At 28.2% G+C, this 16,096-nt stretch carries 15 protein-coding genes and 1 pseudogene; 15 read left to right on the top strand and 1 reads right to left on the bottom strand.

The genetic code is table 11. The annotated features are described in order from the left end of the window. Nucleotides 1-64: pseudogene (locus tag Q1J60_RS05305) on the bottom strand (30S ribosomal protein S20); the annotation flags it as partial. A 195-nt stretch (nucleotides 65-259) separates the two neighbouring features. Here Q1J60_RS05305 and gpr point away from each other — a divergent pair. The 15 genes from gpr (at nucleotide 260) to Q1J60_RS05230 (ending at nucleotide 16,087) form a co-directional block, all read left to right on the top strand. Then, nucleotides 260-1,237, top strand: coding sequence for a GPR endopeptidase (gpr, locus tag Q1J60_RS05300; protein ID WP_300259310.1), 978 nt, complete (start codon nucleotides 260-262; stop codon nucleotides 1,235-1,237). Between the two features lie 148 nt (nucleotides 1,238-1,385). Beyond that, nucleotides 1,386-2,471: a stage II sporulation protein P gene (locus Q1J60_RS05295; protein WP_300259308.1), complete on the top strand. Its 1,086-nt coding sequence runs from the start codon at nucleotides 1,386-1,388 to the stop codon at nucleotides 2,469-2,471. Nucleotides 2,472-2,525: 54 nt separating this feature from the next. Further along, on the top strand, nucleotides 2,526-2,888 hold the full coding sequence (locus tag Q1J60_RS05290; protein ID WP_300259306.1) for a sporulation-related protein NgaS: 363 nt from the start codon (nucleotides 2,526-2,528) through the stop codon (nucleotides 2,886-2,888). A 120-nt stretch (nucleotides 2,889-3,008) separates the two neighbouring features. Continuing rightward, complete coding sequence (gene lepA, locus Q1J60_RS05285; RefSeq protein WP_300259304.1) at nucleotides 3,009-4,811, top strand: translation elongation factor 4; 1,803 nt, start codon at nucleotides 3,009-3,011, stop codon at nucleotides 4,809-4,811. A gap of 243 nt (nucleotides 4,812-5,054) precedes the next feature. Beyond that, nucleotides 5,055-5,324 (top strand): hypothetical protein, encoded by a 270-nt coding sequence (locus Q1J60_RS05280; RefSeq protein ID WP_300259302.1) that lies wholly within the window; start codon nucleotides 5,055-5,057, stop codon nucleotides 5,322-5,324. Nucleotides 5,325-5,505: 181 nt separating this feature from the next. Next, nucleotides 5,506-6,639, top strand: a complete 1,134-nt coding sequence (gene hemW, locus Q1J60_RS05275) for a radical SAM family heme chaperone HemW (protein WP_300259300.1) — start codon at nucleotides 5,506-5,508, stop codon at nucleotides 6,637-6,639. 193 nt (nucleotides 6,640-6,832) lie between these two features. Continuing rightward, a complete protein-coding gene (gene hrcA / locus Q1J60_RS05270) occupies nucleotides 6,833-7,852 on the top strand; it encodes a heat-inducible transcriptional repressor HrcA (protein WP_300259298.1) in 1,020 nt (339 codons plus the stop codon). 31 nt (nucleotides 7,853-7,883) lie between these two features. Continuing rightward, nucleotides 7,884-8,510, top strand: coding sequence for a nucleotide exchange factor GrpE (grpE, locus tag Q1J60_RS05265; RefSeq protein ID WP_300259296.1), 627 nt, complete (start codon nucleotides 7,884-7,886; stop codon nucleotides 8,508-8,510). Between the two features lie 59 nt (nucleotides 8,511-8,569). Beyond that, the gene (gene dnaK / locus Q1J60_RS05260) at nucleotides 8,570-10,417 is read left to right on the top strand and encodes a molecular chaperone DnaK (protein ID WP_300259295.1); all 1,848 of its coding nucleotides are present in this window, start codon (nucleotides 8,570-8,572) and stop codon (nucleotides 10,415-10,417) included. Between the two features lie 113 nt (nucleotides 10,418-10,530). Further along, entirely contained in the window at nucleotides 10,531-11,694 is a 1,164-nt protein-coding gene (gene dnaJ, locus Q1J60_RS05255) for a molecular chaperone DnaJ (protein WP_300259293.1), read from the top strand. 188 nt (nucleotides 11,695-11,882) lie between these two features. Then, a complete protein-coding gene (locus Q1J60_RS05250; protein ID WP_300259291.1) occupies nucleotides 11,883-12,575 on the top strand; it encodes an ABC transporter ATP-binding protein in 693 nt (230 codons plus the stop codon). Next, nucleotides 12,568-13,371, top strand: a complete 804-nt coding sequence (locus tag Q1J60_RS05245; protein ID WP_300259289.1) for a hypothetical protein — start codon at nucleotides 12,568-12,570, stop codon at nucleotides 13,369-13,371. The genes Q1J60_RS05250 and Q1J60_RS05245 overlap by 8 nt, the downstream gene beginning before the upstream one ends. 17 nt (nucleotides 13,372-13,388) lie before the next feature. Next, complete coding sequence (locus tag Q1J60_RS05240) at nucleotides 13,389-14,561, top strand: hypothetical protein (RefSeq protein WP_300259287.1); 1,173 nt, start codon at nucleotides 13,389-13,391, stop codon at nucleotides 14,559-14,561. A 19-nt stretch (nucleotides 14,562-14,580) separates the two neighbouring features. Continuing rightward, nucleotides 14,581-15,276, top strand: a complete 696-nt coding sequence (locus Q1J60_RS05235) for an ABC transporter ATP-binding protein (RefSeq protein ID WP_300259285.1) — start codon at nucleotides 14,581-14,583, stop codon at nucleotides 15,274-15,276. After that, complete coding sequence (locus Q1J60_RS05230) at nucleotides 15,263-16,087, top strand: hypothetical protein (protein WP_300259283.1); 825 nt, start codon at nucleotides 15,263-15,265, stop codon at nucleotides 16,085-16,087. The genes Q1J60_RS05235 and Q1J60_RS05230 overlap by 14 nt, the downstream gene beginning before the upstream one ends. Nucleotides 16,088-16,096 lie beyond the last annotated feature (9 nt).

Raw genomic sequence — 16,096 nt, 5'->3', positions numbered from 1 at the left:
TATTTCTTAAAGTTTTCTTTTCAGTAACTTTTATTCTTTTCTTTGCTGATTTAATATTTGCCATTCTAGTTCACCCCCTTCAACTTTTATAGCGTATCTGCAGTTTTGGGGAATCTGCGTACGAGTTCATTATTAACAAAGGTAATTATAACATCATAAATATATAAGTTCAAGTCTTTTTTCGTGTTTATCGACATAATTATCATTTTTAAGGAGATTATATATAATATATCAATTTAAATTAAAAAGAGGTGGAAAAATGTATAATGTAAGAACAGATTTAGCTGTTGAAAGTAGAGAGATTTATAAACATAGATATAATAGAGAAGTTGATGGAGTAGTTTTTGAAGAAAAGACTGTTGAAGAGGATATTAAAGTTACAAATGTTGATATATTAAATGAGGAAGGTGCTAAAGCTATGGGAAAACCTATAGGTAGATATGTTACCATAGATATTCCAGAGTACACTCATTATGATGGTGGTATAATGGATGAAGTTTCTCATGTGGTGGCAGCATCATTAGAAGAACTTATGGATTTATCAGAGGATAGAACTGCTTTAGTAGTTGGTCTTGGAAACTGGAATGTTACACCAGATGCCATAGGACCTAAAGTTGTAGGAAAGTTAATGGTAACAAGACATTTAAAGAAGGTTATGCCAGATATAATAGATGACTCAGTAAGACCAGTTTGTGCTATAGCTCCTGGAGTTTTAGGAATAACAGGAATTGAAACTGGAGAGATAATAAAATCACTAGTTGAAAAAATAAACCCAGATTTAGTAGTTTGTATTGATGCATTAGCTTCAAGAAAACTTGATAGAGTGGCAAGGACTATACAAATAAGTAATACTGGCATATCACCAGGGGCTGGAGTTGGGAATAATAGAATGAAAATAAATAAAGAAAGTTTAGGTGTTCCTGTTATTGCCTTAGGAGTGCCAACTGTTGTGGATGCAGCTACTATTGCTAATGATGCTATGGATTTAGTTTTAGATGAAATGATAAGTCAAGCAGAAGTAGGAAAAGAATTTTATAAAATATTGAATAACATAGATAAAAATGAAAAAGGAATAATGATTAAAAGTCTTTTAGATCCTTATGTAGGAGATTTAATGGTTACTCCAAAAGAAATAGATGATGTAATAGAATCAGTTTCAAAAATAATAGCAAATGGAATAAATATAGCTCTTCAACCTAATATGATATTAGAGGATATAAATAAATTTTTAAATTAAGGCTGTGTTTAAAATTAAAAATCTTATTAAGAGATTTTTTAGAATTATGAGTAAATTTGAAGAAGAATAAATTAAATATTTACCTAAATAGAGTAACATAATATTTAATCTAACCTCATATAAATGAAAATATGAGGGAGGGGATAATGTGAGAGGTATTAATAAAAGAGAGATACCAATAGGAGTGATTGTTCTTTTATCTTTATTAGTAATATTTATGTTTAGATTTATGAAGATTGCGGCAAGTAAAGATATGAGAGAGAATTTATCATATATACAACTTTTAAATGCAGGGATGCCTGTTGCAAAAGGAACATATTACGATGAGAATGCTTATTTAGAAAGTAATATTACATTAAAAAGTTTAGCCTTAGAAACTTTAAATATAAAGCCTCTAGATCCGATAGAGTTAGTAATGAATGAAGTACCTTACTTTGGTTCAGTAAATAAAATCGCTTCAATTGATAAAGTTAATCATGTTTTTGCTGAAAAAGTATCTTCATTTGATTTAAATAAAGATAGTATAGATATAGTTTCTGAGGAAGAACGTAATGAAAATGGTGAATTAGAAGCCAGTAAAAATAGTGAAGTTTATAATCCAAGTTTAAAAAAGGAACTAGATCAGTCTAAACCAGAGGTTCTTATTTATCATACTCATAATTCAGAGGGATATGCTGAGGAGACAACTTCAAATAATGAAGAGCATAACGTAGTTGGGGTTGGGTCTTTAGTTACAAAAGAACTTGAAGAAAATTATGGTATATCAGTAATTCACGATAAAACAAATCACTCAGCTTCATATGAGCAATCTTACAATAAATCTAGAGAGACAGTTAAAAAATATACAAATCAATATGATGATTTTAAGCTTATATTAGATCTTCATAGAGATTCTGTTGGAGAGAATAATAGAAAACATATGATAGCAAATGTTAATAATGAATCCATTGCAAAAATTATGTTTGTAACAACTAAAAATAATAAATATTTTAATGATTCAGAAGAATTAGCTTACAAATTTATTAATAAAGCTAATGAGCTTTTTCCAGATATTTTAAGAAGACAGGAAACTTTTAAGTATAATAGAGGACAAAATGCATTTAACCAAGATTTTAGTAAAAGGTCAATGCTAATTGAGGTTGGTGCTGAAGTTAATACCTCAGCTGAATCTCAAGCTACAGCAAAGTATATAGCTAGATTAATAGCAGAAGAATTAAACGGAAAAAGTGAATAAAATATAAGAATTTTGAACATCCTTATAGATAGTAATCTATGGGGGTGTTTTATTTTGAAAAAATTTATGATAATACTAACACTTAGCATAATGATTTTTTCTATAATTTCTTGGGGACTTATTGGAGTTAATATAGAGAATACAGAGGCGTTTAATAATCAAAATTATGAATTAAGTGAAAAAGTGGATTATGATAAAATAAAAGAAGAAACTGGTATGGATTTAACTATATTTAGTGAAGATAATAGCCCAGTAAAAATATATAAAAATAAAGATGAGGTTTACTTAGTTTTTAAAGAATATACTTTAAACTTAAATAAAGGGTTATTTGGTAATATATTAATTGGGACTTTTAATTTAGTAAATAAATTAATCAATGATATTAATGAATTTATAGGAAACTATATAATAATGTAAAGTAAAGCATATTGACAGTTTAATGGCATGTTGTGATATAATGTAACTTGACTTATTCTACAATGTGGGGGTGAAAACTGTTCAAAAACTTTTTAAATAGTTTGGAGAACAGGTTTAGATATGGATAAAAAGAAGTATATAAGAAACTTTTCAATCGTAGCTCATATAGATCATGGTAAATCAACATTAGCAGATAGACTTTTGGAGAAGACTGGAACATTAACTCAAAGGGAAATGGAACAGCAAGTATTAGATACTATGGAGCTTGAAAAAGAAAGAGGAATAACAATAAAGTCTCAAGCAGCAAGACTTATCTATAAGAGAGAGAACGGAGAAGAATATATATTAAATCTTATAGATACTCCAGGTCATGTAGACTTTACATATGAGGTTTCAAGAAGTTTAGCAGCTTGTGAAGGCGCTATACTTGTAGTAGACGCTACTCAGGGAATACAAGCTCAAACTTTAGCAAACTGTTACTTAGCATTAGATAATGATTTAGAAATAGTACCTGTTATAAATAAGGTTGACTTAGCTAGTGCTAGACCAGATGAAATAAAGCAAGAAATAGAAGATGTTATTGGGATAGAAGCAGAGGATGCACCTTTAGTATCAGCTAAAACAGGATTAAATATAGAAGATGTTTTAGAAGAGATAGTTGAAAAAATTCCAGCACCAGAGGGTGACGAGGATGCACCACTTAAGGCTTTAATATTTGACTCATACTATGATAGTTACAAAGGAGTTGTATGTCATATAAGAGTTAAAGATGGTAAGGTTAAACCAGGAACAAAAATTAAACTAATGTCAACAGGTAAGGTTTATGAAGTAGTTGAGACTGGAGTATTTACACCAGCTTTAATGTCATTAAAAGAAGGATTAAGTGCAGGGGAAGTTGGATACATAACAGCTTCAATAAAGAATGTTAGAGATGCCAGAGTAGGTGATACTGTAACAGAGGCAACTAGACCAACAGAAGAGGCATTGCCAGGATATAAACCAGCTATACCAATGGTTTACTCAGGTATATACCCAGTTGATGGAGCTAAGTATGAAGAGTTAAAAGAAGCATTAGAAAAGCTTCAAATAAATGATGCTGCATTATCATTTGAACCAGAAACATCAGTAGCTTTAGGATTTGGATTTAGATGTGGATTCTTAGGATTATTGCATATGGAAATAATCCAAGAGAGAATTGAAAGAGAATTTAACTTAGATATAATTACAACTGCACCATCAGTTATATACAAAGTAACTAAGACAAATGGAGAATCTTTTGATTTAACAAACCCAACAAACCTTCCTCCAATGACAGAAATTGCATATATGGAAGAGCCTGTTGTTAAGGCTTCAATTATAACTCCAACTGATTATACTGGAGCTGTAATGGAATTATGCCAAGATAGAAGAGGTAAATTTATAGATATGCAATACTTAGAGGAAACAAGAGTTGTTATACATTATGAAATTCCATTAAATGAAATAGTATATGATTTCTTTGATACTCTTAAATCAAAAACAAGAGGATATGCTTCATTAGATTATGAATTAAAAGGATATGAGCAATCAAAACTTGTTAAGTTAGATATTTTATTAAATGGAGATAATGTAGATGCTTTATCTATGATAGTTCCAGAAGTTAAGGCTTATCAAAGAGGTAGAGCTATAGCTGAAAAACTTAAAGAAATCATTCCAAGACACATGTTTGAAGTTCCAATTCAAGCAGCTATAGGTTCAAAAATTATAGCTAGAGAAACTGTTAAAGCTATGAGAAAAGACGTATTAGCTAAGTGTTATGGAGGAGATATTTCAAGAAAGAAAAAACTTCTTGAAAAACAAAAAGAAGGTAAGAAGAGAATGAGACAATTAGGAACGGTTGAAGTTCCTCAAGAAGCATTTATGTCAGTTTTAAAAGTTGACTAACTAATTTTCTTTATAGAGAGGCAATGATGAATATTGTTAAGTATTCATCATTGCCTTTTTTTATTAATTATATTTTTAGAAGCTTTATATACATATATTTATTTTAATATTATTTATATTTTTAAATTATTGCTTAATTTAAATTTACCAAACAAATATTTTTTATTTAGTCATTAAAAAGAAATACTCTCAATATATTTATAGTAAATTTATAAATATATTGAAAGTAGGAGAGGTATTCTTATGTTAGAAGCTAATAAGAGAGATGCTAAAATTAAGTGTAGAAAGATTAGAAATAATGGAAAAGCAACTGGTGTTATAAATAGAAAAAATGGAGATAATATTTCTATAAGTATTAAACTTTCTGACTTAGATAAGTTTTTAACTAATTATGGAGATCATAGTGATTTGGATATAAATTTAGATGGAGAAGTAATAAAAACTTCAATTATAGAAGTTCAAAGAGATTTATTAGTTCACAATGCTATAAATATAAATTTAAGAGAAAAATAAAAGTTTAGACTATTTTTATTTGTGAAAGAATCATATAAAAGTCATGGGTTTATTCACTCATGACTTTTTTTGTTGTAATATGAAAGAAAGAATGATAACTAATAATATTTGTACTTAACTAATAGAATTTATTTTTATATTAGTTATAAAGTCTATTGGTTTTACATGGAGGTAATTAATTATGGATAAAATTTCGTTATATATACACATTCCTTTTTGTGCACAAAAATGCCTTTATTGTGACTTTCCTTCCTTTGCTAGGAAAGATCATTTAAGAAAGGACTATATAGAGGCTTTAAATAAGGAAATAATAAATCTAAGAGAAAAAAATAATAATTTAGAAATAAAAACTATATTTATTGGAGGAGGAACACCAAGTGTTTTAGAGGCTTATGAATTAGAATCTTTATTAAGAGAAGTAGCTAAGTTTAATATGGCAAAAGATGTAGAGTACTCTATGGAGTGTAATCCAGGAAATTTAACGGAAGAAAAGTTAGAAGTGATGAAGAAGTATGGAGTGAATAGAATTAGTATTGGGCTTCAAGCTAAGCAGGATAATCTTCTTGAAGGACTTGGAAGAATACATAATTACAAAACCTTTAAAGAAAATTTTTTATTAGCTAAAAAGGTTGGTTTTAATAACATAAATGTTGATTTAATGTTTGGGTTACCAAATCAAACATTAAATGAATGGGAAGAGACTTTAAGAGAGATAATATCTTTAGAACCAGCACATATATCAGCATATAGTTTAATTATAGAAGAAGGAACTGCTTTTTATAATTTATATGAAAATGATAAATTAAAGATACCAACTGAAGAAGAAGAGAGAAAAATGTACCATTTAGCAAAAGAAATTTTAGAAGAAAATGGATTTAATCAATATGAAATTTCTAATTATGCTAAAGAGGGAAAAGAATGTAGACATAATTTAGCATATTGGAATATGGATAACTGGATAGGAGTAGGGTCAGCAGCAGCTTCTTATGTTAATGGAAAAAGAATTAAAAACATAAGTAGTATTGAGAAATATATAAATTCTATTAATGAGAAAGGAAAAGCTATAGAAGAGGTAATAAATAATTCAAAAAATGATAATATGGAAGAATTTATGTTTATGGGACTTAGAAAAATTAATGGAATAGATGAAACTGAATTTAAAAAGAGATTTAGTATGAATATAAATGACGTTTATGGAGATATACTAAATAAGTATTTAGATGAAGGGCTTTTAATAAGAGAGTCAAGAAGAATTTTTCTTAGTGAAAAAGGCATAGAAATATCAAATGTAATAATGGCTGATTTTTTATTATAAAACTAAAAAAATAAGTTATAAATTGAAGTAAATAAAAGAAAAATAAAGATATTAAAGAATAAATAGGATAAAATTCAAATTTTTCATTAGAAATGATTAAAAATGAAATTGACAAAAAACTTGGTAAGTAATATATTAATAGTGTACTAGTTAGCACTCGTTAAGAGTGAGTGCTAATAAAGAGGTGAGATTAGTGATAGACGATAGAAAGCTTCAAATATTAAGAGCTATAATTCAAGACTATATATCAACTGGAGAGCCTGTTGGTTCAAGAACTATCGCTAAAAAATATAATCTTGGAGTAAGTTCAGCTACTATAAGAAATGAAATGGCTGACTTAGAGGATATGGGATTTTTAGAACAGCCTCACACTTCGGCAGGAAGAATTCCATCAAGCAGAGGATATAGATTATATGTTGATAGAATGATTGAATTCGAAAGATTATCCTCTGAAGAGGAAGGGCTTATTAGAGATTCAATAATAGATGGAACCTTGTACGAAGTTGATAAAATAATTAAACAAACTAGTGCTCTTCTATCGGAACTTACTAAAATGACTTGTATAGTTAAAGCACCTTCAGTACATAAGAGTTTTGTAAAATCAATTCAGCTTTTAAAGGTTGATGATTTAAGTATTTTATGTGTTTTAGTAACTGATAATGGTGTAATAAGAAATACAGTCATAAAAGTAAAGAGTGTTCCTATATCTGAAGAACTTATTAAAATTAGTAAGATAATAACTGAAAGGCTTAAAAACCTTACTATTGAGCAAATAAACTTAGAGGTTATTAGTAATCTCAATAGAGCTTTAAGCGGATATGAAGATATAGTAAATGCAGTTTTAACTGCTCTTTATGAAAGCTTAAAAGGTGATGAAACTTCTGAGGTATTCTTGGAAGGTACAATTAATATATTCAATTATCCTGAATATAATAATATTCATAAAGCTAAAGAGATTTTAGAGCTTTTACATGATAAAAAAAGTATTTCTGAACTTATAAGTGATAGTGATGATATGACTGTAAAGATAGGGGATGAAATCTTTATACCAGAAGCAAAGGAATGTTCCATAATATCAGCTGGATATCACGTAGGAGATAAATCTTTAGGTACAATAGCTTTAATAGGTCCTAGAAGGATAAATTATTCTAAAGTCTTATCAATCATGACTGAAGTTATGAAAGAATTGAATGAAACTTTAAAGAATAAGTAAAGTAAAAAAAGAGAAGAGGTGTAGCTGCTTTATGGTGGATAATAAAGATTTTAACGAAGAGTTGAAGGAAAATATCCAAGAAGAATTAGATAATGAAATAAAAGCTGAAAATTTTAATATTGATGAAGAGGTAGAAGAAGTTTCAGAAGATATTAAGGCTGATGAAAAAGTTATTGATTTTGAAGAATTAAAGGCTTTAAAGGAAGAAAATACTATGTTTAAAAGTAAAACAAAGAAATTGGAAAATGAATTAGAGGCCTTAAAAGATAGATTATTAAGAATATCTGCAGAGTATGAAAATTACAGAAAAAGAACAGATAAAGAAAAAGAAAGAATATATACTGATGCATGTGAAGATGTTTTAATCAAAATGCTTCCAGTATTAGATAACTTAGAAAGAGCCTTAGCTGTAGATGGAACAGTTGAAGATCTTAAAAAAGGTGTTGAAATGACAGTAAGACAATTTGAAGATGCTTTAGAAAAACTTCAAGTTGAAGAAATATCTACAGAAGATGGTTTTGATCCAGAATTACATCAAGCAATGATGGTTGTGGAGCAAGAAGGTGCAGAGCCAAACCAAGTAGCTCAAGTATTCCAAAAAGGATACAAAAGAGGAGATAAGGTTATCAGACATTCAATGGTAACTGTAACTAAATAATTTAATTAATTAGCATTTAACAGATTTAAATATAGATATTGTTAGAGGAGGAATTAACAATGAGTAAAATAATCGGTATAGATTTAGGAACAACAAATTCATGCGTAGCTGTTATGGAAGGTGGAGAACCAGTAGTTATCACTAACTCAGAAGGTTCTAGAACAACTCCATCAGTAGTTTCATTCCAAGCAAATGGAGAAAGATTAGTAGGTCAAGTTGCTAAAAGACAAGCAATAACAAACCCAGACAAAACAATAATGTCAATAAAAAGACATATGGGAACTGACTATAAAGTTAATATAGATGGAAAAGAGTATACACCACAAGAAATATCAGCAATGATACTTCAAAAATTAAAAGCAGATGCAGAAGCTTACTTAGGAGAAAAAGTAACAGAAGCTGTTATCACAGTTCCAGCTTACTTTAATGATGCTGAAAGACAAGCAACTAAGGATGCTGGTAAAATAGCTGGTTTAGATGTTAAGAGAATAATCAACGAACCAACAGCTGCAGCATTAGCTTATGGATTAGACAAAATGGATAGTGCTCACAAAATATTAGTATATGATCTAGGTGGTGGTACTTTCGACGTATCTATCTTAGACTTAGGAGATGGAGTATTTGAAGTTGTATCAACAAATGGAGACGCTAGATTAGGTGGAGATGACTTCGACCAAAGAATTATAGATTATATAGCTGAAGACTTCAAAGCTAAAAATGGAATTGATTTAAGAGAAGATAAAATGGCTCTTCAAAGATTAAAAGAAGCTGCTGAAAAAGCTAAAATTGAGTTATCATCATCAACTCAAACATTAATCAACTTACCATTTATAACTGCTGATGCAACTGGTCCAAAACACATAGAAATGACATTAACAAGAGCTAAATTCAATGAATTAACTCATGATTTAGTTGAAAGAACAATCAACATAATGAAAGAAGCCTTAAAATCAGGTAATGTTTCATTAAATGATATAGATAAAGTAATCTTAGTTGGTGGATCAACAAGAATACCAGCAGTTCAAGAAGCTGTTAAAAACTTCACTGGAAAAGAGCCTTCAAAAGGAGTTAACCCAGATGAGTGTGTAGCAATGGGTGCTGCTATCCAAGCTGGAGTATTAACTGGTGATGTTAAAGATGTATTATTATTAGATGTTACTCCATTAACATTAGGAATAGAAACTTTAGGAGGAGTTGCAACTCCATTAATCGAAAGAAATACAACTATACCTGCAAGAAAGAGTCAAATATTCTCAACTGCAGCAGATAACCAAACTTCAGTTGAAATTCATGTAGTACAAGGTGAAAGACAAATGGCAGCTGATAACAAAACTTTAGGTAGATTTACACTATCAGGAATTGCTCCAGCTCCAAGAGGAATCCCTCAAATAGAAGTTACTTTCGATATAGATGCTAACGGTATAGTTAAAGTTTCAGCAACTGATAAAGCTACTGGAAAAGAAGCTAATATTACAATCACAGCTTCAACTAACTTAAGCGAGGATGAAATAGATAAGGCTGTAAAAGAAGCAGAACAATTTGCTGAAGAAGATAATAAGAGAAAAGAAGCTATAGAAGTTAAAAATACTGCTGAGCAAACTGTTTACCAAACAGAAAAAACTTTAAATGAGCTTGGTGATAAAGTTTCAGCTGAAGAAAAATCAGAAATAGAAGCTAAAATCGAAGAAGTTAAAAAAGTTAAAGATGGTGACGATATAGAAGCTATCAAGAAAGCTATGGAAGAGTTAACTCAAGCATTCTACAAAGTATCAGAAAAATTATACCAACAAAATGGTGGAGCACAAGGTCAAGGATTCGATCCAAACAATATGGGTGGAGCAGGTGCTACAAACAACAACGATGATAATGTTGTAGATGCTGATTTCGAAGTTCAAGATGATAAATAATAATTAAAACTATCATAAGACTTAAAGCTTTGATATAATATAAAAAGAATTAATAGAGGGAAGGCTCAATAGTCTTCCCTTTTTATAAGTAAATTTATAGGTGGTGAATAACAGTGGCTAAAAGAGATTATTATGAAGTGCTTGGGCTTCAAAAAGGTGCTTCAGATGATGAGATAAAAAGAGCTTTTAGAAAAATGGCTATGAAATATCACCCGGATAGAAATCCTGGAGATAAGGAAGCGGAAGAGAATTTTAAAGAAGTAAATGAAGCATATGATGTTTTAAAAGACCCTGATAAAAAAGCTAAATATGATCAATTTGGTCATGCTGCTTTCGATGGAAGCGGTGGCTTCGGTGGTGGCGGATTTGGAGGCTTTGATGCTGGTGGATTCGACTTCTCAGAAATGGGCGGATTTGGAGATATTTTTGAATCATTCTTTGGTGGCGGATTTGGTGGCGGATCATCTAGAAGAAAAAATGCTCCGCAAAGAGGTGCTGATTTAGAATATAGATTAAATATAACATTTGAAGAAGCTGTATTTGGATGTGAAAAAGAAATATCTATAACTAGAACTGAAAATTGTGAAACTTGCCATGGTACAGGTGCTAAAGAAGGTACATCTCCTAAGACTTGTCCAAAATGTAATGGTTCAGGTCAAATAAAAGTTCAAAGACAAACTCCTTTAGGAAGTTTTGTATCTACAACAACTTGTGATCAATGTGGTGGAACAGGTAAAGTAATTGAAGATCCATGTCCAGATTGTAAAGGAAAAGGAACTGTTAGAAAGAATAGAAAGATAACAGTTAAGATACCAGCAGGTGTAGATACTGGAAACATAATACCTTTAAGAGGACAAGGAGAACACGGTGTTAATAATGGTCCTGCAGGAGATTTATATATAAGAGTAAATGTTGCTCCATCTAAGATATTTAGAAGAGAAGGTTCAGATATTTACTATGATTACAAGATAAGTATGGCTAAGGCTGCTTTAGGAGCAGAGATAACTGTTCCAACTGTAGACGGAAATGTTAAATACAAGGTTCCAGCAGGTACTCAACCAGGAACTAAGTTTAGATTAAAAGGAAAAGGTGTTCCTCACGTTAATGGTGGAGGAAGAGGAAATCAATACGTTCATATGATAGTAGAGGTTCCAAAACATCTAAATAAAGAACAAGAAAAAGCGTTAAAAGCATTCATGAAAGCATCTGGGGAATTAGTTGATAATACAGATGAAAAAGATGAAGGATTCTTTTCAAAATTTAGAAATAAAAATTAATTGATTTTAAATACTCTAGTTAGAAATGACTAGAGTATTTTTTTTATATTTAAAATAATAAAAATAAATATAAGTTAAATCTTTACAAGAATATGTACTAATGTTATAATACACTAAGATTATATGTATTAATTGAATAATACATAGATACACTAAATACTAATTATTAAAATTTTAGGGGTGAAAATATGATAGAAGTTATTGATATTAGTAAAAGTTTTAGAAGAAAAAATGTTTTAGATGGAATTTCTTTTACGTTAAATAAAGGAGAAATTACTGCGTTATTAGGAATAAATGGAGTAGGAAAATCCACAACTTTAAAAATTATTATGGGACTTATTAAACAAGATGACGGAAAGGTTTTAATTGATGGTGAGGAATTAACTTATGCTAATTTAGATAAATTAGCATTTATTCCAGATATTAAAAATACTTTTAGAGGAATGAGAATAAGGGAAAGTTTTGAGTATATGGAATGCTTTTATAATAATTGGAATAAGAAAAAAGCTTATGAAATGCTTGAAGGATTTGAACTTAATAAAGAAGATAAATTAGATAAGTTATCAAAAGGAAATTTAGCAAAGGTAAAAATAATACTAGGTTTTGCTCAGGAGGCAGAATATATTCTTATGGATGAACCTTTTTCTGGAATTGATATTTTTACTAGAGAAGATATTTTAGAGTCATTAATAAATTATATAAATGAAGATAATGGAATTCTTATAACTACTCATGAAATTGCAGAAATAGAAGGGGTTGCAGATAGAGTATTACTTATTAATGAAGGGACTATAAAAGCAGACTTCTATGTTGAAGATATGAAATGTAATGAGGATATTTCATTAACTGATAAGATGAGGGAGGTATTTTTAGATGAGTAAGAAAAACAAGTTTCTTTCTTTGCTTCAGTATGAGACTTCTAGAAATTTTAGTATTATACTTTTAAATTCTTTAATTACAATGATGTTTACTATATTTATTTATTGTAGAAATATTTTCTCATTTTTAGATGGAATTACTTGGAAAATAGCTCCGGAAGAATTTGTACATGAAATTGCATTGAGAAATTTAGGAGTTAACAGAGAAAATACTTATACTTTCTTTTTGGAAATTTTATTAGTACTTATATTTTCAATTTTTATCTGGGCTAGAGAATTTTATTTTGAGCATAAAACAAGTTATAGAACTCTAAGTTTACCAGTAAAAAGATTTAATTTTATTTTAAGTAAAAGCTTAGTTGTATGGCTTTTCTTTGCAATGTTTTTATTAGGGCAATTTTTATCAGTAATTATAAATTGGTTTATATTAAAGGTTAAGTTAGGAAGTAGTATTAACATAGGAATTAATTATTTAAGTGAGGCCCTTTTTGATAACATTAAATATGAGTTCATTTCAATGGATATGGCTAATTTAACAGTTATGTTTATTATTATATTTGCAATTAGTTTGGTTGGAGCATTAGTTGTATTTTTAAAACAAAGTTTTGGAGCAAAAGGAATAATATTTTGGATTTTATATGTAGCATTTTCAATATGGATATTCTTATATATACCAGTATTTAAATTGCATCTTTTTGCAATAGAATTTTTTTTACTATATACAATAGGTATTTTAATTTATATTGGAATTACATTTTGTATAAATAATTACTTAATAAATAAAAAGGTAAATGTTTAGAAAGGAGGATAATTAGTATGAATAAGAGGTTTTCAAATATAATTTTTATTAGTGCTTTAGCTATACTTTCTATAATTTTAGGTATTAATATAACAAATGGATTTAGAAATATAGATATTAAAAATATATATGGAAATAGATCTGAATTAGGAGATGTTGATGTTTCTGTGAAAAAAAATTTAGGAATTTTCTTTTTGAAAAATTATAATTTTGGAGCTAATTCAATAACTTCTAAAACAATGTTTAGAGATGAAAATGAACAGGGAATAGATGTTTATAAAAATAAAGATGCTTTAAGAGGAATTTTTATTAGTCAAGCTAATTCTTATGATGGAAAAGATTTTTTAGCTGTTGTTAATCCTAAGTATGGAACAAACATATTAGAACTTTTACTTAAGGATAAAAAAACTGGAAAAATAAAAAAGGCGTTAGTTGAAAATGATGGAGGATCATATATTATATCTGTTTATGCAGAGAAAGATATAATAAAAATTTTAATGCCAGAAAATGACGAAGAATCATGTTCTTTAGTTATAAAGGAATATAATTTTGAGACAAAAGGCTTTAATACTATTGAAAAGTTTGGTTCTTATTGTGAAAAAGTAGGTTTAGAATATAAAGATGGAAATGATTTTTATATTGAAAAAATAGTTAGAAATTATAATGAAAAGAAAGAAATTGAAGAAATTAAGGATTTAAATATATATAAGGTTAATTTAAAAGAAAACACATTTGAGGATTATGATGTGAAAAAAATATTAGAAAAAAATAAAATTGATTTAACTGGGAAAAATTTAGAGTCAGCAGAATGTGATGGAAACTTAATTTATGTAAAAATATCAGATTTAGATAAATGGGAGAATTTATCTAAAGATAAGAATGAAATTATTAAATATAATGGCATAAAATCAAAAATTCCTAAGACGTATTCAATAGCTACTATTAACATAAAGGACCTTAAAGTTAATTATTATAAGGATATTATAGATGAAAATAGGATAGAAGAATATACAGGTAGTATAACTGAACTTACAAACTTAAGAATTTTTAATGATAAGTTATATTTTGCATCATATACAGAAAACGGCAGTTTATTAGTGATTGGAGTTGTAAATCTAAAAAATAGTGAATTAGTTTATTTAGGTGAATTTAATAATGTTGTGTTAAATGGATTCTATGATAAAAAGTAATGTGAAATGGGGTGAAAAAATGCTTGAGGTTAAAGAAATAAAAAAGAAATTTAGGAGAAAAGAAGTTTTAAATAATGTTTCTTTTTCTTGTAATAAAGGAGAAATAACAGCTCTTCTTGGAATAAATGGGGTTGGAAAATCAACATTATTAAAGATAATTATGGGTCTTATTAAAGAAGATGGCGGAGAAGTTCTTTTTGATAATGAGAAGAGAACTTATAAAACTTATGAAAAAATAGCCTTTGTACCAGATGTTATTAATACTTATAGAGGAATGAGAATAAAAGATGCTTTTGAATATATGAGTGTAATGTATGAAAGGTGGGATATGGATAAGGCTTATAAAATGATAAAGGATTTTAAACTTAATGAAGAAGATAGAATAAATAATCTTTCTAAAGGAAACATAGCTAGGGTCAAAATAATTTTAGGCTTTGCAAGAAATCCAGATTATTTACTGTTAGATGAACCCTTTTCAGGTATAGATATATTTACTAGAGAAAAGTTTATAGCATCACTTGTTTCATACATGAATGAGGATATAGGTATAATATTAACTACACATGAAATAAAAGAAGTAGAAAATGTAGTTGATAAGGTGATATTTTTAAATGATGGAAAAGTTAAAAGCGAATTCTATGTGGAGGATATTAGAGAAGATGGTTTATCTTTAGTTGATAAAATAAGGGAGGTGCATAAAGATGGTAAAAAGTAATTTTAAAAGATTTTCATATCTTTTAAATTCTCAGATAATAAGAGATTTTAAAATAACCTTAGGAACAGCTATAGGATTGATGTTTTTAAATATATTTTGGTTTATTCACGTTTTAAATGGGGTTTTAGAAGTATATTTTAAAAATTTAAAAAATCAAAAAGAAATATTAAGTGAAGGAATAAGTACATTTACATCCTTTAATATTAATCATAATAGAATGTCAATATTTTTTATATTACTATTATTATTATGTTTTTCTTTATATTGTTGTTATTTATGGTTTGATGAGTTTTTAGGAGAAAATAAAAGTTCATACACCCTTTTAAATTTACCTATTTCTCAAAAGTTTATTATTTTATATAAGCTTCTAGCAGCATTTTTCTTTTATATAACCCTAGTGTTTTTTCAAATATTGGGAATTGTTATAGAATACTTTATTTTTAATGCTAGATTTCCAAAGGAAATTTTAAAATATGAAAGTTTTAAAGAATTAATAATATATTCAAGATTTAAATTTAGTTATATTATTCCAGACTATTACTTAAATATAATTTGGCTTATTATTAGCTTAATAGCATTAGTTTTAGTTATTTTCTTATTTTCACTTTTGACAAGAAGTTTTGGAATAAAAGGAGGAATATTAGGTGCTATAATAGGATGCTCTTTAATATTTGTTTATTATATACTTCCAAGCATTATACAATTATATTCCGTTGAAAGATTCTTTTGGATGATAGGAATAAGTATAGTTTATATAATTATAGGATGGTTTGGTTCTAATTATTTATTAAAAAATAATGTTCATGTTTAGAGGAGGTGA

It is taken from the genome of Clostridium sp. (assembly GCF_029258205.1).
In the GTDB taxonomy this organism is placed as follows: Bacteria; Bacillota; Clostridia; order Clostridiales; family Clostridiaceae; genus Sarcina.
Note: the sequence above shows the minus strand (reverse complement) of the source record. Positions and strands in the feature narration are given on the sequence as shown.